Below are 17699 nucleotides of genomic sequence, written 5' to 3' on the forward strand. Positions count from 1 at the left end.
TTCATCGCGGCAGCCGCCGAAGGGCGGATCTGGGCGCGCGAGCCGACCGTGCGGCTCGTTCCCTAGACCGGTATGGCGCAGGCGCTTCTGGTCAATAGCCTAGGCGTCGCTGCGGCGGGGTGCTCGATGGCGAGCTTCCTGCCGCAGTTGGTCAAGGTGATCAAGCCCGAGAGACAAGAGGCGCTAGCCGCTCCAACCCGAAAGCAGAGGTGAGCCGTGACCGAAATTCTGGACTGCCTCGTTATCGGCGGTGGCCCCGCCGGGCTCACCGCCGCGGTCTACCTGGCGCGGTACCACCTTCGGGTGACGGTGGTCGACGCGGGCGGCAGCCGAGCCGCTCTGATCCCCTGTAGCCGAAACATACCGGGGTTCCCCGACGGGGTGTCGGGACCGGAGTTTCTGCATCGGATGCGCCGGCAGGCTGAAGCTTACGGGGCGCATATCGAACCTGGCCGAGTCCACCGCCTGGGTCGAGGCGAGCGCTTTTTCACCGCCGAATATGATGATGTGGCCGTGGCCGCCAAGACTGTTCTCCTCGCCACCGGCGTCACCAACCGGCGACCGGAAATGGCGTCGGACGTCCATGATGCGGCCCTCCAAGCAGGACGACTGCGATACTGCCCGGTCTGCGATGGGTTCGAGGTCACCGATCAGAGGGTTGCGGTGATCGGGTCGGGAGATCACGGCGTCCGGGAGGCGGTGTTTCTGCGGGCCTTCACCGCCGACGTGACGCTGATCGCCAACGGGGACCGGCACGATCTGGACAGCGCCCAACGTCAGCAGTTGGAATCGATCGGCGTCGCTGTCGTCGACGGGCCGGTCGCAAACTTTCACCTCACCGAGGCCGGGCTGGCGTTCGACTGCGCGGGGGGTGCGGTCCGTTTCGACGCGGTTTACCCCACGCTCGGCTCTGACGTGCATTCACCACTGGCGGCGGCCTTGGAGGCCGACTTGACGGCGGAGGGCTGCATCAAGGTCGATGCGCACCAGCGGACCTCTCAGCCAGGCCTTTTTGGGGCGGGCGATGTGGTGATTGGTCTGGACCAAATCAGCCACGCCTGTGGCGAAGCCGGCGTCGCGGCGACGACCATCCGCAACGATCTGGCCGCCGATCGGCCGCTACTGCGGTCGCCGCGGCGCCGCGCCATCCCACTGAGCTAAAAGCGGTCTATCGCGCAGTATTGGAGGTTGATGGACGGCCGCGCGACTGCTGTCTGTTGGGCGCGGCTTGAACAAATGCAGGCCCGATTTGGACGATCGTGTTCTTCCAACCGGCTGCAACGGGGAAGATTGGGTGCGGAGCGGCCTCTTCAATTCGGAAATGAATGTCTACGGGAACGGCTGCGCCAGATCGTGTACGAGAGCGAGCGCGTTGACCGGCGCCCGTCCGGTTGCGGTGTTATCGAAGATGGTCCAGACGTCATGGCCGGCCGTCGAAAGATTACGAACAAACATGGCCTGCCGGTTGATCGTAGCGTCTGGATAGTCAGACCAATAGATACGCGGCGAACCGTGCAGGCGAAAATAGGCCAGACGGCGCCACCCTCCTGGCGATGAGCCAGCCGGTGTCACGGCCGGATCGGCTACAACTCGTGCGACTTGTTCGGCGGCGAGAAGTGCATCGGCTTCCTCGCTGAACCAGGTCATGTGTCGCGGCTCACAGACGATTGCGCCACCGAGGACGTGACGGGCTTCGGTCAGGAACCGCTGCGCAGCGGCAAATTCGAAGCCAAGGCTTGGTGGCAACTGCACGAGGATAGGCCCACGCTTCCCTCCTAGTCCGATGACCTCACCGGCGAAGCGCTCAAGTAGGGCGCTGCAATCGCACAGACGGTGTTCATGCGTGATTGTCTTCGGCAGCTTTACGGCAAAGCGGAACCTGTCCGGCACGCTCGCCGCCCAGCGCTCATATGTGGATCGTCTATGGGGTCGGTAGAAGCTGCTGTTGATCTCGACGGCGTTGAAGCGCGATGCGTAGCGTTCGAGATGGCTGCCGCCATGATCGAACCGGTCGGCGATTGGAGCGGGTATCGTCCAGCCTGCTACGCCAACATATAATTCCGGTAACGCCAGTGCAGCACCTCGTTCACATCGGACGACATAGCTTCCTATGCACAAGCCTCGCCCGGCAACCTTTATGTGCAGGATACCGCTCGGAACATCAGCTTCGAGCAGGCCGACAGCGGCAGTCGGCGATCACACGCTGTGGGCGCTGTCGCCGCCGGTCACGTCGATCGTTGTCCCCGAAACCAGGCGCGCCTCGTCGGAAGCCAGCCAGACGTAGGCGTTCGCGATATCCGCAGCCGGCAACCACGGCAGCTTCAAGGGCGTCTTCTTGATCATCGCCTCTGCAGCTTTCTGTTCCAGTTGCCTCAGGTCCTCAGGAACAAGCTGTCCGGCTTCTTCGACGGCCTGGGTGTAACGGCTGGAATTCCGCGTCAGCGCAGTGTCGATCAGGCCCGGGATAACCGCATTGACGCAAATCCCCTTTTCTCCGAGCTCCAGCGCCAGAGACTTCATAAGCCCGATAATGCCGTACTTCGAGGCTGAGTAGGCCGACCCGAACTTAGTGCCGTGACGTCCCTGGGTGGAGGATGTGACGATGATCCGCCCGCCTTCCCCCACCATTGGCCCAAAAGCCCGAAGCGTTTTCGCCGTGCCCGTCAGATTGACGGCGATCTGATCGTCCCAGTCCTCGTCGTTCATATCGAGCAGCGCTTTGAAGCTCTGAATTCCGGCGACCGCGGCGATGATGTGGATCTGCCCGAACCTTTCCTTGACCTCTGCCGCAGCGGCTCGAAGCCCTTCACCATCGCGGATGTCCGCTTGGATCGGCAACCATTTCCGTCCCAAGGCCTGAACCATGCCGCCGGTTTCAGCGAGATCCTGTGGAGTGGGGAGTTCGTAATGCTGGATCGAGCTGACCCGTCCGGCCACGTCCAGGCCGGCGATGTTAGCCCCCTCCCGCGCGAACGCTAGAGCAACCTCCCGTCCGATGCCGCGCGCGGCGCCTGTGACCACTGCAACCTTGTCCTTCAGCCGATCACCCATCGCGTAGACGCCTTTCGAGAATCCTCTGGCAGCAACAGGCTATCCCTGATGGTCGTTCCGTTCGCGGCGCGCCGGTCGGCGGTCAGGGCTTACGGGTGATGGTCACCCGTTCCAGCTTATGGGGCAGGTTGCGGAACGCCTTGGATGATCTCTTGAACACCGCGCCAAGCACGTCTGCTGGGATGGCGACGTCCGGCTGGGATCGCAGAGGCCGCCGCCTCCGGGAGAACCTCGCGGAGCTAGATTTGTGTTATGGTGGTTGAGCCTCGAGAGAGGATGGGCGTCCCTTTGAAGCGGCGCCTTTAGCCAAGAACGCCGCGCGTCGCGCTGCTCCTGACAGCGTCTCCAGCAGTCCATGACCGAAGCGTATCTGGACCTAGGCGCTATCCTCAACGAACCGGATACGGACGTCGCCGCCGTCATCTTCCCGGACGGGGCCATCCTGTCCGTCGTCACCATGATGGAGGACGGCCGTAGCGTGAAGAGCTTGACGATCGGACGTGAAGCGGGTTCGGCCTGCTCAACGCGTTGGGCTCCAGGCCTACCTTCCGCCAGGTCATCGCCCAGGTGCCGGGGCGGGTGTATCGAATCCCCTGCGGCGCGTTTCGGGATGCGGCGGCCGAAAGCATGGCGCTTCTCACCCTTATCGTCCGCCACGCCCAGGCCCAGGCGACCCTGAGCGAGCAATCCGCCGCCTGCAACGCCGTCCACCATGTCGAGGCCAGACTTTGCCGGTGGCTGCTGATGTCCAGGGATCGCGCGGGGGCGAACATGTTGCCGCTGACGCAGGAGTTCCTCAGCTTCATGCTTGGCGTGCAGCGCACCACCGTGACGGCGGCGGCCCGCAGCCTGCAATCGGCCGGGTTGATCCGCTACAGTCGGGGCCGGCTGGAGCTGCTGGACATCGCCGGCCTCGAAGAGGGCGCCTGCGAGTGTTACGCGACGGTGAAGCAATGCACTGAGGAATTGTTGGGCTGAAATCGCGATCCCTGACGAGGGTCGGGAACCCGACATAGTCGTCTCCGTTTCCGTCGCGAACCCCCCATCGGCGACCTTTCCGGCGGGCGGCTTCCGGGAGCGCCTGTGGCGCTTTCGCCTGAGCTGGGGATTGTCTTTGCACCTGTCGTTGCGCAAGCAAGCACCTGATCTGCTCTGCCGATCGTGCGAGGCTGGCGTCTAAATCGACGACGACGCACCGCCGGATCGGCTCGAGCATTGTTCGACGTGCGGCGCGCTGCTCGGCAGCCATGGTGAATTGCTGGAATCGCAGCCCAGGGGCTGGGCCCCGAAACTACGCTATTGGCTGGCTGGATGAGCCGGCGGCCACCGCCCGTTTTCGATCAGCCCCGGCTCTCGCGCTCCAGGCGGCCCTTGCCCTGGTCGATCTCGGCCACCGCAGCCAGCAGCCGCCTCGCCGACTCCGCCGCCGCATCCGGTGTGAACGATGCGGAAAGACCGTGAGGGCCCATGATCACCACCTCGCCATCCTCGGCCGAGACGTGCATTGGCTCAGAGTACGCGGGATGGGGGATGAAGCTCATGCCCCTCAATTATCCTCTGGGTCGTCGCGGAACGCGAGGAATTTAGTCGCCTTCTAAGTCGAGAATGCGACCGACAACCGTTCGAAAGCGTAGCAGGTTAATGACGCGTAGGTGCACCTAAGCGCGACTGCTGACGTCGCAATGGGGTGCGCTTCCTCGTCAATCCAGCCTTTGCCGGGTTCCTTGCGGGTGAGACGATGCGGACACAGGATCTAGTTGGTGTCGCAAGAGCAATGATGATCGAAGGCCGAAACGATTAGTACATCGAAGCGGCGACAGGTCTGACCCTTTTCGACATCGTCAGTATACGGGCGACCGCCGCCGTCGCGCCGCCCAGGCCGCCGCCTCGCGCGCGGACGGCCGGTCAAAGCGCTCACGAGCACCGCAGCTAGTCTACGATCCGGCTTCGCAGGCCCGATAGTCGTTTGCTCGCGCATCGCCGAGTGGACGTCGCCCCCGCCCGCACTGACGCCTTTTGCGGCAGTCCACGCCCCTCCGCAATTTCAACCCGCCATTGGCCGGCTCCAACGACATCGACGCCGGGAAACGCTCTGCTCCCGGCCTTCATGGCCAGGCGCCTCATCCTTCCTTCTTCAGGACTGCGTCGGCCTTCTTGTTGATGGTGGTAGCCTCGGCTTTCGACATGCGGCCAGCCTTCACGGCCTGCGTTGCTCGAGCCTTCGCATTGCAAGCGTGCGACTTGTCTTCGATTGGGTAGGCGCGCTTTTCTGGCTCAGCGAATTCCTTGGCCGGAAGTTTGTTGCGTGATTTGGCATGAAGCTCGGACATTGGGTTGCTCCGTCATTCGACTCCAACCCGCTGGCCCCGAGGATCGTTCACGCTGCGGCTGCAGCGGTAGTAACAAGACTGCGATGACGTCTTCAGCCTGCGTTGACGATTTGGCCCTCCCTTGGCTTCCTCCTCACGGGTGTGCCGCAGCAGCCGCAAGATTTTCGGATCGGCTTCTCCTGCGCACCAACGCTCCCACCGCTGCTCGGTATGGACCATCGGCGCCGCTAGCCGGATCACCTCCGGCGATGAGTCGAACCAGCGGAACGCGTTGGGCGGGATTTTCTGCGGGGGCATGCCCTCCCCTACCCCCAACCTGTACCGCAGGGTACATTTCACCCGACAGAGCCAACGTGACAGGTCTAGGTGATTCTAGATCAGCTTCTCGATCCGGATCGGTAGATCGCGCACGCGCTTTCCGGTGGCGTGGAAGACGGCGTTGGCGACAGCCGCGTTCATGCCGACGATGCCGATCTCGCCGATCCCCTTCACGCCCAGCGGGTTTACCCGCTCGTCCTTCTCAGGCACCATGATGATATCGATCTCGGGCACGTCGGCGTTCACCGGCACCATGTAGTCTGCGAGGTTGTTGTTGACGTAGCGCGCCGTCTTCGGGTCGACCTCGGTCGCTTCGTGCAGTGCGGAGGACAAACCCCAGATCACGCCGCCCATGAACTGGCTGTGGGCCGTCGTGGGGTTGACGATGTTTCCGGCCGCGAAGGCGCTGACCACGCGCGGGGTCCGGATCTCGCGCGTTCGGCTGTTCACCCGAACCTCGACGAAATGGGCGCCAAAGGCATAGGTCGTGACGTCCTTGCGGCTTCCGCCGCGCAGCATCGTGGCCGTTCCCTTGTAAAGCGAGCCAATGGCGGTGGGCGGCAGACCTTCAGGCACATTCTCGGCGTGAATCTCCAGCGCCCCGCCCGTAACCCGTCCCAGCGCCTTGGCCAGCGGCTCGTGCCGGTTATCGCCCACCAGCATCCCGTCCGACAGGCGCAGGCCTTTGGGATCGGCGCCGGTGAAGACGCTCTCATGGTCAGCCACTGCGGCTGCGGCCAGCCGGTCACGAACCTGTTCACAAGCCTTGGCCGCGACGTTCAGCGTGCTGGCGGTGTTGTTGGAGCCGCCAGCGACCGGTACCGGCGGCAGGTCGCTATCGCCCAACATCACCACGACGTCATTCAGCTTGAGCCCAAGCGCACGGGCCACAGTCAGGCCGATGGTGGTGTAAGCGCCGGTGCCGATCTCGTGGGCCGCCATCTGCACCGTCGCTCGGCCGTCCGGCGTCACCGACAGCCGGATCGCACAGGGGGCGATATTGGTCGGGTAGCAGGCGGTGGCGCAGCCCCACCCGATCAGCCAGTCGCCATCGCGCATCGAGCCCGGTTTGTGATCGCGGCGCGACCAGCCGAACCGCTCCGCCGCCTGATCGTAGCAAGCTGTCAGCGAGCGGCTGGAAAAGGGTAGACCGCTGACCGGGTCGGTCTGGGTGTCGTTGACCAGCCGCAATGCGACCGGGTCCATGTTCAGCGCATAGGCGAGCTCGTCCATCCCGCTTTCGAGGGCGAACATGTAGGGTGTCTCGGCCGGCGCCCGCATGAAGCCCGGCGTGTTGCGGTCGGCATGGACCACGTTCACCGCGGTAGCGATGTTGGGGCAGGCGTACATGCGCGCCGTCGTGTCGACCCCGCCGACATTGTAGCCGGATGGCCGCGAGGTGACCTCCCAGCCCTCATGGCTGAGGGCGACCAGCTTGCCGTCCCGCGACGCCGCAAGCTGGACATGCTGGCGGGTCTCGGCGCGGTAAGTGGCGATGGTGAAGCCCTGACTACGCGTGGCGACCAGCTTCACCGGCCGGCCCAGCCGCCGGGCGGCGATGGCGATCCAGGCCGTGCGCGAGGTCGTCCCACCCCGAGATCCAAAGGCGCCGCCGACGAAGCGGGAGACGGTGCGGATGTTGGCCGGGTCCATGTCGAGCTGCTTGGCCACCGCCGCCTTCAGGCCCCACATGAACTGGCTCGGCTCGTAGATGGTCAGCTTGGGGCCGTCCCATATGCAGGTCGTGGTGAACAGTTCGATCGGATTGTGGTGCTGCGTCGGCGTCGAATAGTGCGCGTCGATCTTCACCTCCGCGCCCGCCAGGGCTGACGCGGCGTCGCCGACCTTGGGGTTTTCCTTTTGCTTCTTCGGCTCGGCGGTGACGCCGGAACTGTCGAAGCTCGCGCTCGGAAGCTCGACCGCATAATCGACCTGGACCTTATGGGCGGCTTCCCGCGCCGCTTCGAACGTCTCTGCCACCACTACTGCGATGATCTGCCCGTCGTGCTCGATCCGGTCCGTCTCCAGGGTGTTGGTGGCCTTGTCGCCCGTCATGGAAGGCGGAGGCTTCGCCTGCGACCCGACATTGCCGTGGTGGAGGATATCGAGCACGCCCGGCACCTCCCGGGCCCGCTCCAGCTTCATGTCGGCGATGCGCCCGCGCGAGATCGAACTGGTGACCAGGTAGGCGAAGGCCGGATGGGCGATCGGCTCGTCGGACCCGTAGCGTGCGGCGCCGGTGACCTTGGCGACCCCGTCGATGCGAGGCGTGGGGACGCCGAACCAGGATGCGTCATCAGCCATGCTCAGGCCTCCATCGTCTTGGCGGCAAGTAAGGCGCGAACCATCGTGCGGCGACCCAGCTCGGGCTTGTAGGCGTTGTGGCCGTGAGTGATGGCGCCGGAGAGCGCCTCGCGCGCCGCCGCCTCGGCGGTCTCCTCTGTCAGCGGCTTGCCTTTGAGCGACGCCTCTGCAGCTTCCGCGCGCCATGGCCTGTACGCCAAACCGCCCAAGCCGATCCGCGCCTGCCGCACCACCTCTCCGTCCATGTCGAGCGCGACGGCGGCCGAGGCGATGGCGAACTCGTAGGAGGCGCGGTCGCGTACCTTCAGATACAGCGACCGCCGCGTCCAGGGACCGGCGGGCACGCGGAAGGCGGTGATCAGTTCGCCGGACTTCAACGTGGTCTCGACATGCGGCTTGCCAGCAGGCCGATGGAGTTCGGCGAATGGGATGCGGCGGGCGCCGGCCGCTCCGCCCAGCTCGACCTCCGCCCCCAGGGCGATGAGCGCCACGCCGAGGTCGCCCGGATATTGCGCGATGCAGTTCTCGTCCACGCCGAGCACCGCGTGGTTGCGGTTGACGCCCTCCAGCGCCGCGCAGCCCGAGCCGGGCTGGCGCTTGTTGCAGGCGGTCCAGCTCGGATCGCGATAATAGGTGCAGCGGGTGCGCTGGAGCACGTTGCCGCCCAACGTCGCCATGTTGCGCAGTTGCGGGCTGGCCGCCAGCTGCAGCGACTGGGCCAGCGCCGGATAGGTCGCCAGCACCTCCGGATGAGCGGCCACCGCCGACATCTTGGCGAGCGCACCGATCCGCAGGCCGTCGGGACCGACCTCGATCTCGCTATGACGCGCGACCAGGGGATTGATGTCGACCAGGCGCTGGGGCCGAAGCACGTCGAGCTTCATCAGGTCGATCAGGGTGGTGCCGCCCGCCAGGAATTGGGTCGGCGCATCGGTCTGCCCCTGCCCGGCTTCCCGGCCGAAGCGCGAGGCGGAGGCGACGTCGGCGGCGGTTTCGTAGGCGAAGGGCCGCATCAGCCGCGCTCCATCGAACTACGGGCCTGCTTGATCGCGGCGACGATGTTGGGATAGGCGCCGCACCGACAGAGGTTGCCGCTCATATATTCGCGGATGTCGGCGTCGGTCCGCGCATTGCCCTCGTGCACGCAGGCGACAGCGGACATGATCTGGCCTGGCGTGCAGTAGCCGCACTGGAAACCGTCATGGTCGATGAACGCCTGCTGCATCGGATGAAGGCCGCCGTCCGCGCCCGCCAGCCCTTCGATGGTGTTGATCTTTCGCCCCTGGACGGCGACGGCGAGGGTTAGGCACGACAGCTCGCGCTTGCCGTCGACATGCACCGTGCATGCGCCGCACTGGCCCTGGTCGCACCCCTTCTTCGCGCCGGTCAGATGCAGATGCTCGCGCAGGGCGTCGAGCAGGGAGGTGCGAACATCGACCTTCAGATGCTGATCGCGCCCGTTGATGTTGAGGACCATATCGCTGGCGCCAGAGGCGGGCGCCGAGGGAGCAGCCTTGCTAGGTGTCGCAGAAACAGGTTGTGCGGCTAAGCTGGCCATGCCTGCCACCCCGGCTACGCCTCCGAGCAGAAGTCGGCGATGCGGGTCGGAAGGCGCGTCTAGCTTACTCATCGGCGATGCTTCAACTCTGCAGTGGAAAGGGGTCCGGCAAGCTGCGCTTAGGGATGCTCGTCACGCTGCTGTCCGCCGAGCGCGGCCGCCACGCAGGCGATGAAGGCGCCGACGAGCATGCCGATAGCTGTGAAGGCGGCGAATCCCGCGGCCGCTTTGCGAGCGGCGTCGACCGCGCCGGCCGACGCCGCGTCCGAGATGGCGGCGGCGTGAGCGGAAAGGTCGGATCCACCCGACTTCGTCACCAAGACGCTTACGGCCGCGACCGCCACGGTCGCCAGCGCCCAGGCGATAAAGCCGTTTGCGGTATCTCGAAAGAAGACTTCATGAGTATGGAGATTATGCCACCGGGTACGAAGACGCCCGGTGATATACCCCCCAATACCAGACGACACCCACTGGGTGACGATCAGCCAACATCCGGCGAAAGCGGTGAAGGTCTTCAGCCCGATTCCCCCGTTCGGCCATGCCCTCAGACTCCCCACGCCGAATCCAACGGCCAACGTTGCAAAGATAATCGTGATCGCCATAGCAACGACAGCGCCCGCAAAGACCGCCGACCAGGACACTGCGGATACTGAAGGCTCTGACGTCGAAGACCAGGAAGATGTTACCTCAACCATCGATCCATCCCCTCAATGCCAGAACAGGGCGAGTAGAATCACGACGGGAAGCGGAACACCCAAAAAGAGAAGGAGAATGCTGCGGCCCATATCTTCCTCCTGAACGAGTTGTGAATCCAAACGGCTCAAGCCGCTCACCGTTCCACTGCATTTGACAGCGAAAATTTACCCGGAGAGTGACCAAAGCCTCTTATTTTTCAGGCTCTGGTTCCGATGCGTGCTCGAACGCCACCTCGGCCTGCAAGCTCGCCATGTCTCGATCCAGCGTGACCACGGCCAGAAGTATGCCGTCCTTTTCGTAGCGTACGGTGGCGTCATAGTCCCTCACCGAGCCGTCCACCTTCGGCGGATCGAAGCTTTCCGCATGGCCATCGTAATGGAAGGCCGCCTCATAATGGGCTGACCAGAAGAAGGGGACGTCCGCATAGGGCTTATCCTCGCCCATGATCGCCCGAGCCACATGCTGGCCCTGCCGCTCGGCGTGCACCCAGTGCTCCACTCGGATCGCCTGCCCGGAGATGGAATCGGGATAACGGGCGATATCGCCCACCGCGTAAACGTCTTCGGCGGCGCGCAGGTGATCGTCCACCACCACACCATTGTCGACTTTCAAGCCGGCGGCTTCGGCGAGGGCGACCCGGGGTTTCACGCCCGTACCGAGCACTACGATGTCCACCTTGATTGAGCGGCCTTCGTCCAGGTTCAGGACCCCGTCGGCATAGGCGTGGACCTTCCGACCGAGGTGGAACACGACACCCTTCTCCTCGTGCACGCTCTGCGCCCAGCGCCCGACCTCGACGCCAAGGACCTTTTCGAACGGGACGGTTTCGGGGGCGACCACATGCACCTCCAAACCGCGCTTTTTCAACGCTGCGGCGGCCTCGAGCCCGATGAAGCTGGCCCCGATCACCGCGGCGACCTTGGCGGTCTCCGCCGCCCTGGCGAGGGCGGCGGCGTCCCGCAGGCTGCGCAGCAGGAAGACGTTGTCGCCATTCAGCCCAGGGATCGGGGGGCGTTGCGGCTCGCCGCCGGTGGCCAGGATCAGGATGTCATAGGAGACAGCCTCGCCGCCCTTGATGCCCAGTTTCTTGGCTTCGAGATCCAGATTCTCGACCTCGGTGTTGAGGCGCAGATCGATTTTCTGGTCCTTGTAGAAAGCCTCGTCCCGCAGAGGCATCCAGTCAGCCGGAGCCTCGCCGGATAGGAAATCCTTGGAGCAGTTGGGCCGGTCATAGGGTGCATCCGCGTCCGCGCTCAGTAGGACGAGATCGCCAAGATAACCCTTGCGCCGCAGCATCTCCGTCGCCGCAAAACCGCCCGCGCCTCCGCCGACGACGACCACCTTCTTTACGGAGGCCGGAGCCTTCAGCGTTTCGAACCTGGTCTCGAGCTTGTCCTTGACGAAGACCAAGCCCTCCTTCTCATCCACCTTGTAGCAGGCCACCGGATCGAAGGCGGGGGCGCCTATAGCTTCGCCAGTCTTCAGACTGAAGCAGGCGTGATGCCAGGGGCAACGCACGACCCCGTCCTTGATCAAGCCATCGGCCAGAGGGCCATGATAATGGGTGCATTCCGCACCGATAGCGTGCAGGACGCCATCCATACGGACGACCAGCACGGCCTCGTCTCCAACGTGGCCTGCCAGCATCCCGCCTTCGGCGATGTCGCTCGCCGCCACGCCTTTGCCGAAGTCAGGGCCTTCGGGCGTCTTGCCTTCGCTCATGGCGTCTCTCCTGGTTGTAAGCTCAAACGCGCTTCGGCAGTTTGGGATCAACGGCGGTTTGCACACAAATCGCGCGCAGTTCTTTGAAGGGGACGAGGATCACAACACCCCCTCTTGGATGGTCGGGCCGCAGCTTGCCGAAAATCGACTGGAGATCACCCTCTAAGGATTTTGCCTAGCTGGCCTAAGCTTTGCTTCCACAATGTCGGCTTTCGAACACAAGGCCTTCCAGATAAATCAATATGGAACAACTCTCGCCGTTCCGGCATTGGCGCTCAGCTAAATAGCGGAGCTAAAATGAGGCGTATCGCAGTCGGGCTCCCGGCCTGCAATGAGGCGGAGCGGATCGTGGCCTGCGTCGGCGCTTTGCTCGATCAAGCCGGCCGTGCGCCCGATAAGATCGTGGTTGTCGCCAACAATTGCACCGACGAGACATCCGCCCGCCTTCGTCAAGCGTTCGGCTGTCACCCAAGCCTGGATTTGCGCGAGCTAAGTCTGCCAAAGCCCTTCAACCATGTCGGCTGGGCGCGCCGGTTAGCCATGGATGGCGCGGCCGACTATCTCGATGACCCATTCGACGTCCTGATGACCACCGACGGCGATACGACGGTGGCGCCGAACTGGGTGGAAGCCAATCTCCGTCACCTGGAGCACGGTTGCGACGTGGTCGCGGGCTCCGCCCACCTGATGCGCCAGGAACGCATGTTGCTCTCGCCCCAACATCGCCATCGGCTATTGATCGCTGGCAAATACCTCACCGCCCTCGCCTACCTTCGGGCGGAAAATGCTCCCCCACATGACCCCTGGCCTCGGCACGACTATGAAGGCGGCGCCAGCATCGCACTGCGGTTAGGCGTTTACCGAAAGGCGGGGGGATCGCCGGTCCTGCCGACGGGAGAAGACCGCGCGCTCTTCAACGCCGCCCGATCCCACGGCGCGCGCGTGCGGCACGCCACCGACGTGCGAGTGTCCACCTCCTGCAGATTGGTCGGCCGCGCAAGCGGTGGGACTGCGGACACCCTGGGACTCTGGGAATCCCTGGCAGACAAAATGCCTGCTCACGGTCTTCCTCGGCTCGACGATGCTCTCCGTGGGGTACTGGACGGAGAAGCCCTTTGCTTCAACGTGCTTGAGCAAGAGCTTGCACGCGCCCAGGCGATGATCCGCCAAAGCCGAGAATCAAGAGCATTCGACCTCGGCGCGGCGACGCCAAAGATCCAGCCGGTAATCGTCGGTGCGTTGCGCGAACTCGAGTTCGAAGGCCTCGCCTGCTGAGGTCGACAGTTCAGCGACGGCGCCATCGGCCGTCTTCGGATAGTCCGTCTCGCCGGTCCAGTGGACCAGGAGCACCCAACCGCCCGGGGTCACCTTGGCCCTGAGGATCTCGCCCATCCGCATCAGGTCGCCGCTGTCCCAGTAATAGGCGACCTCCGACAACAGGATTAGATCGAAGACACCGGAGGGCGTCTCGTTCGGCAGGCCCATCCGCCCGAACGCCACATTGGCGAGGCCGGCGCAACGCGACCTTGCCGCTTCGAGAGCCGTCTCGCTGACGTCGACCGCCAGCACCGATCCGCAGCGCCCGGCCAATCGCGCCGTCAGCACGCCGACAGAGCAGCCCACCTCCAGCACTCGGCCGACAATACGGTCCCCCAGCGCAGCCAGGGTCGTATCGTATTTGGCCTGTTCGTATGGACTGGTCTCGAATTTCCAGGGATCCGCCTCTTTTCGGTACATGGCCTCGAAATAACCGGCGTCGAGAGACTTGGTCCGGCGCATCACGCCTCCGTCGATCGGAACAGGACCTGGACGTCGGCGACGGTTCGCTTCATCGCCGGGGGCAGTCTGAAACCACCGGGACTGTCGCTGACGACCCCGCCCAGTTGGGATCGGTGTTGCGCCAGGGCGGCCCGACGGCGGCGTGTCATGGCGGCGGGACTGAGGATCGGCAGCGCCGCGGTCCGCTCCAACTGGCGGCTTTCGGGTATGGTCCAGCCCCAGACGACGCACCAATAGAGCCGCACCCTACCCCGCTGGCGTCTTGCGACGGCCTGACCTAGCGCTGCGGCCGCGGCATGATCGCAGTGCGGCTCGAGCGGCCAGGTCGTCGCTAAATTCGTGATCTGTTCGCTCTGGATGAGCCTCGCCAGGCGCAAGGCCGTGGCTGCAAACAGCGACGAGTCCGGTGCTGGTGGAGCTGCGTCCGGCCAATCGAGGAAAACCGGCTCTGGTGCGCCCACGCCACAAAGTCGTCGGAGCGCGGCGCGCGCTTCGCGTCGCCGCAACCCCGCCAGTCGTCCTCGCGACCAGGTCGGCGAACCGGGATGCGATGCAGAACCGTCTGTAAGATAGACGACTTGTGCGGGACGCCCGGCATCCGCCAAAGCGCACAGTAGCGCGCCGGCTCCCAACGTCTCGTCATCTGGATGCGGCGCCAACACAAGCCAGCGACCAGCCGCCAGCATTCGGTCCCTCTCACCCGGCCTGCTACGGAGGATAGCGCGGCGCACGGCGCCGACACCTCTCACCACCACGGATCGGAGCGCCAAGGATCGGCCTCCAGCCAAGACTCCGCCGCGCGATCAACCGCCTTGTCCGGATGCGCCTGGCGTAGATACAGGCCGAGATCGCGCGTGATGCGATCCACCTCCTGATCGTCGAAGAAGGCTCGGGTACCGATCGCACGGGCGACGATCTCCATGACCTCCAGGCCCGCCCGTTCGACCACCCCACGCGTCATCGATGTCAGTGGGACGGCCGCTACGTCTTGCGCCGCCGTCAGCCTGGCCGCCTCCCGCACCCAGAGATTCGCCGTGCGCGCCTGTACGACCGCGCGAGCGAAGTGGGCGCGCTGCACCGGGTCGTCGGCGGCGCCGCTGCGGCGCATATGGTCTCGCAGAAGGATCACCAGCTGCTCGACGCCGCCCAGTTGGACAGCAGTAAAGCGCCATGCGCCCCCGGTGAACCGCGGCTCGCGCTCATAGTCCCCGACCCCGCCCAGACGCATGGAAGGTGACACCGCCACCCCCGTGAAATCATAGAGGCCGCTTCCGGTCGCGCGCATGCCGCGTGTGCGCCAGCCGCTTGCATCGGCTCGCTCAGCGGTCACGGGTGCGATCACCAGATGCTTGTGACCATCCACGGCGCGCGCGGTAATGATCGCCCGCTGGATAGCCAAGGCGCCCGTGGCGAAGCTCTTAGCGCCATCCAGCATCGGCCCCTCAGGCGTATCGAGGATGCGGACGCCTGGCGGAGGCTCTGTCGCCCAGACGCCGAACAGCCTGCGCTGCGCGATATCCTCGGCCAATGTCCGCTTCTGCGCTTCGTCTCCGTACCAATCGATCAGGCGCACGGCGTTGACGTGACCTTCGAAGATACGGCCAAGGCTGAGGTCCGCTCTTCCGATCAGGCGCAGCGCATCGAACAGCTCCAGGGCTTGAGACTCGGCTAGACCAGCAAAAGCGTCGAGCACTCCAATGCGGCGTAGGATGGCCACGCCCTCGGCCGGAAAGGCGCCGGTGCGATCGCAAGCCGCCGCAGCCATCGCCAATTCGTCCAGCGCCTCGACAAGGGCGACCAGGGGCGGTGCTTCGACTTCGATGGAAAGGGAAATGGCGTTCATCCGCACGATCTTCGTCACCACACAACGCATCGCGGGCCTCGAGGTTCGCGGCGGCGGCGAACGGACTTCACGGAAGGGTTAATGTTGTCCCGAAACATCTTATTGCAACATTACTCACCGATTTTCCAAAATCACTCACGGCCTATGCCGCCTAATATCAGCATCTTCGAAGTATTTCTGTGCGGTCCTTGTCGTTCAAGCGCCATCGCTTCCCCGCCGACGTGATCCGTCACGCGGTGTGGCTGTCCTTTCGATTCACGCTGAGCTTCCGCGACGTCGAGAAACTGCTCGCCTCGTATGAGGGTAGCTTGTTACCGGCGAGGTCTATTCGGCCACCAGCGGATCCGAGGCGGTAGCTTAGGTTCGGATAAAGGAGCGGCGTCCCATGACACCGCTCTTTCGTTCAATTGGAGACGATCATCTGGCTAACCTTGGCCGCAAGCTCATCCAACGAAAAGGGCTTGGTGACCATGGACATGTTGGCGCCCAAGAAGCCGGAGCGGATGGCGGCATTTTCGGCATAGCCCGTGATGAATAGGATCGGCAGGCCAGGCCTGTGAGCGCGAGCCGTTTCCGCCAACTCGCGGCCGTTCATACCCGGCAGGCCTACGTCGGAGATCATCAGGTCGATGCGCTCCCCAGAGGCGAGGTAGGGCACAGCTGCAAACGGGTCGGCGAACTCCACGGCCTGGTACCGCAGCTCCTCCAAAACTTCGCGAACCAGCATCCGCACTGCCGCATCGTCTTCGACCACCAACACGCGCTCGCCGTCTCCAGGCGTCGCGGATGACACAACAATGGAAGGAGTCGCAGGGCGCGCCTCGGTGGTTGGAAGATACAGCGTCACAGACGTACCGAGACCGACTTGACTGTGGATGCGCACTTGACCGCCGCTCTGCCGGACGAACCCGTAGACCATGGATAGGCCCAGTCCCGTACCCTGCCCTAGCGGCTTGGTGGTGAAGAACGGATCGAACACCTTCTCGATTAGATCGGATGACATGCCGACGCCCGTGTCCGAGACCGCGACCATCAGGTAGCGACCCGGCGTTATCCCCGCTCGCGTGGCGGCGTAGATTTCATCCAGGACGACGACGCCGGTCTCGACCGTGAGGGCGCCACCGTCAGGCATGGCGTCGCGTGCGTTGAGCGCCAAGTTGAGAATCGCGTTCTCAAGCTGGTGAGGATCAACGATGCCGGATGGGAGATCGGGGGCCAACACGACTTTGAAGTCGATCTTCTCGTCCACTGCTTGTTCGATCAGATCCGACAAGGAGCGGATTAGGCCGTTGATCTCGACGGGTTTGGGGTCGAGCGATTGCCGACGGGAGAAGGCGAGAAGGCGCTGAGTCAAGGCCGCAGCCCGTCCCGCGGATGCAGATGCGGCGTCTATATACCGATCAAGATCCTTGAGCTGGCCCTTGGCCGCCCGTCGTCGCATGAGGTCGAGCGATCCTATGACGCCGGTCAGCATGTTATTGAAGTCGTGAGCAATGCCGCCCGTCAACTGGCCAACGGCTTCCATCTTCTGCACCTGACGGAGCGAGGCCTCGGCACGCTCGCGCTCGGCCGTCTCGGCTTTCAATCGGGCCAGAGCATCTTCAAGCTCCGCCGTTCGCGCCCGAACCTGTTCTTCAAGCTTATTCGCCGCGTCGGCGAGAGCCGTTGTACTGGCCTGGAGCGCGTCCCGCTGGACCTGGATTTGACGGCGCTGTTGGTGGAGGTCGAAGAAGACGTCGGCCTTGCCGCGAAGGATATCGGGCTCGATCGGCTTTTGAATAAAATCGACCGCGCCGGCCTCATAGCCGCGGAAGCGACGCTGAGTATCCGCGCTCCCCGCCGTGAGAAAAATGATCGGGATGTGTCGCGCGCGTTCGTTTCCGCGCATGAACTCAGCCAACTGAAAGCCGTCCATCCCGGGCATCTGCACGTCGAGCAGGGCCAGGGCCACGTCGTGCGTCAAGAGGATTTCAAGGGCTTCGTCGCCGGAGCGCGCTTTGAGAAAGGCCAGTCCTTCGCGCTGGAGCAGGGCCTCCAACGACAGAAGGTTCTCCTCGAGGTCGTCGACGATCAGGAAGTTTGTCGGTTCCAGCATGCC

16 protein-coding genes and 1 pseudogene are annotated in these 17699 nt (G+C 64.2%); 3 read left to right on the forward strand and 14 right to left on the reverse strand.

Annotated elements, in window-relative coordinates:
* Positions 1-216 precede the first annotated feature (216 nt).
* A complete protein-coding gene (locus GSQ87_RS21990) occupies positions 217-1161 on the forward strand; it encodes an NAD(P)/FAD-dependent oxidoreductase (protein WP_158918819.1) in 945 nt (314 codons plus the stop codon).
* A gap of 168 nt (positions 1162-1329) precedes the next feature.
* On the opposite strand, the gene GSQ87_RS21995 is transcribed toward GSQ87_RS21990, so the two are convergent.
* Both GSQ87_RS21995 and GSQ87_RS22000 read right to left on the reverse strand, forming a co-directional pair.
* Positions 1330-2118 (reverse strand): DUF72 domain-containing protein, encoded by a 789-nt coding sequence (locus GSQ87_RS21995; RefSeq protein WP_254063208.1) that lies wholly within the window; start codon positions 2116-2118, stop codon positions 1330-1332.
* Between the two features lie 78 nt (positions 2119-2196).
* Positions 2197-3051: an SDR family NAD(P)-dependent oxidoreductase gene (locus GSQ87_RS22000; RefSeq protein WP_158918821.1), complete on the reverse strand. Its 855-nt coding sequence runs from the start codon at positions 3049-3051 to the stop codon at positions 2197-2199.
* A 627-nt stretch (positions 3052-3678) separates the two neighbouring features.
* Here GSQ87_RS22000 and GSQ87_RS22005 point away from each other — a divergent pair.
* The gene (locus tag GSQ87_RS22005) at positions 3679-4029 is read left to right on the forward strand and encodes a Crp/Fnr family transcriptional regulator (protein ID WP_158918823.1); all 351 of its coding nucleotides are present in this window, start codon (positions 3679-3681) and stop codon (positions 4027-4029) included.
* 362 nt (positions 4030-4391) lie between these two features.
* Here the strand turns inward: GSQ87_RS22005 and GSQ87_RS22010 are convergent, their stop codons facing one another.
* From GSQ87_RS22010 to GSQ87_RS22040, 7 genes are all read right to left on the reverse strand, one after another.
* The gene (locus GSQ87_RS22010) at positions 4392-4592 is read right to left on the reverse strand and encodes a hypothetical protein (protein WP_158918825.1); all 201 of its coding nucleotides are present in this window, start codon (positions 4590-4592) and stop codon (positions 4392-4394) included.
* Between the two features lie 579 nt (positions 4593-5171).
* Positions 5172-5381 carry a hypothetical protein gene (locus GSQ87_RS22015; protein ID WP_158918827.1) on the reverse strand — a complete coding sequence of 70 codons (210 nt, stop codon included), beginning with the start codon at positions 5379-5381 and terminating at the stop codon, positions 5172-5174.
* A 372-nt stretch (positions 5382-5753) separates the two neighbouring features.
* Positions 5754-8003: a xanthine dehydrogenase family protein molybdopterin-binding subunit gene (locus GSQ87_RS22020; protein ID WP_158918829.1), complete on the reverse strand. Its 2250-nt coding sequence runs from the start codon at positions 8001-8003 to the stop codon at positions 5754-5756.
* Between the two features lie 2 nt (positions 8004-8005).
* Positions 8006-9016, reverse strand: a complete 1011-nt coding sequence (locus tag GSQ87_RS22025; RefSeq protein ID WP_158918831.1) for a xanthine dehydrogenase family protein subunit M — start codon at positions 9014-9016, stop codon at positions 8006-8008.
* The gene (locus tag GSQ87_RS22030; protein ID WP_216839539.1) at positions 9016-9561 is read right to left on the reverse strand and encodes a (2Fe-2S)-binding protein; all 546 of its coding nucleotides are present in this window, start codon (positions 9559-9561) and stop codon (positions 9016-9018) included. The genes GSQ87_RS22025 and GSQ87_RS22030 overlap by 1 nt, the downstream gene beginning before the upstream one ends.
* A gap of 119 nt (positions 9562-9680) precedes the next feature.
* Entirely contained in the window at positions 9681-10163 is a 483-nt protein-coding gene (locus GSQ87_RS22035) for a hypothetical protein (protein ID WP_216839541.1), read from the reverse strand.
* A 283-nt stretch (positions 10164-10446) separates the two neighbouring features.
* A complete protein-coding gene (locus GSQ87_RS22040) occupies positions 10447-11979 on the reverse strand; it encodes an FAD-dependent oxidoreductase (protein WP_158918837.1) in 1533 nt (510 codons plus the stop codon).
* Positions 11980-12276: 297 nt separating this feature from the next.
* On the opposite strand from GSQ87_RS22040, the gene GSQ87_RS22045 reads away from it, so the two are divergent.
* Positions 12277-13254 carry a glycosyltransferase family 2 protein gene (locus GSQ87_RS22045; RefSeq protein ID WP_158918839.1) on the forward strand — a complete coding sequence of 326 codons (978 nt, stop codon included), beginning with the start codon at positions 12277-12279 and terminating at the stop codon, positions 13252-13254.
* Here GSQ87_RS22045 and GSQ87_RS22050 read toward each other — a convergent pair.
* The 5 genes and pseudogenes from GSQ87_RS22050 to GSQ87_RS22070 form a co-directional block, all read right to left on the reverse strand.
* Entirely contained in the window at positions 13159-13758 is a 600-nt protein-coding gene (locus GSQ87_RS22050) for a class I SAM-dependent methyltransferase (protein ID WP_174241484.1), read from the reverse strand. The two genes, GSQ87_RS22045 and GSQ87_RS22050, sit on opposite strands and share 96 nt — an antisense overlap.
* A complete protein-coding gene (locus GSQ87_RS22925) occupies positions 13758-14003 on the reverse strand; it encodes a hypothetical protein (protein WP_254063209.1) in 246 nt (81 codons plus the stop codon). Before GSQ87_RS22925 ends, GSQ87_RS22050 begins: the two co-directional genes overlap by 1 nt.
* Positions 14004-14039: 36 nt before the next feature.
* Positions 14040-14444 (reverse strand): annotated as a pseudogene (locus GSQ87_RS23225) (PIG-L deacetylase family protein); the annotation flags it as partial.
* A gap of 59 nt (positions 14445-14503) precedes the next feature.
* A complete protein-coding gene (locus GSQ87_RS22060) occupies positions 14504-15601 on the reverse strand; it encodes an acyl-CoA dehydrogenase family protein (RefSeq protein WP_158918845.1) in 1098 nt (365 codons plus the stop codon).
* A 403-nt stretch (positions 15602-16004) separates the two neighbouring features.
* The gene (locus GSQ87_RS22070; RefSeq protein ID WP_254063212.1) at positions 16005-17696 is read right to left on the reverse strand and encodes a response regulator; all 1692 of its coding nucleotides are present in this window, start codon (positions 17694-17696) and stop codon (positions 16005-16007) included.
* Positions 17697-17699: the final 3 nt, after the last annotated feature.

This window comes from Caulobacter sp. S45, from assembly GCF_009765965.1.
Classification (GTDB): domain Bacteria; phylum Pseudomonadota; class Alphaproteobacteria; order Caulobacterales; family Caulobacteraceae; genus CAHJWH01.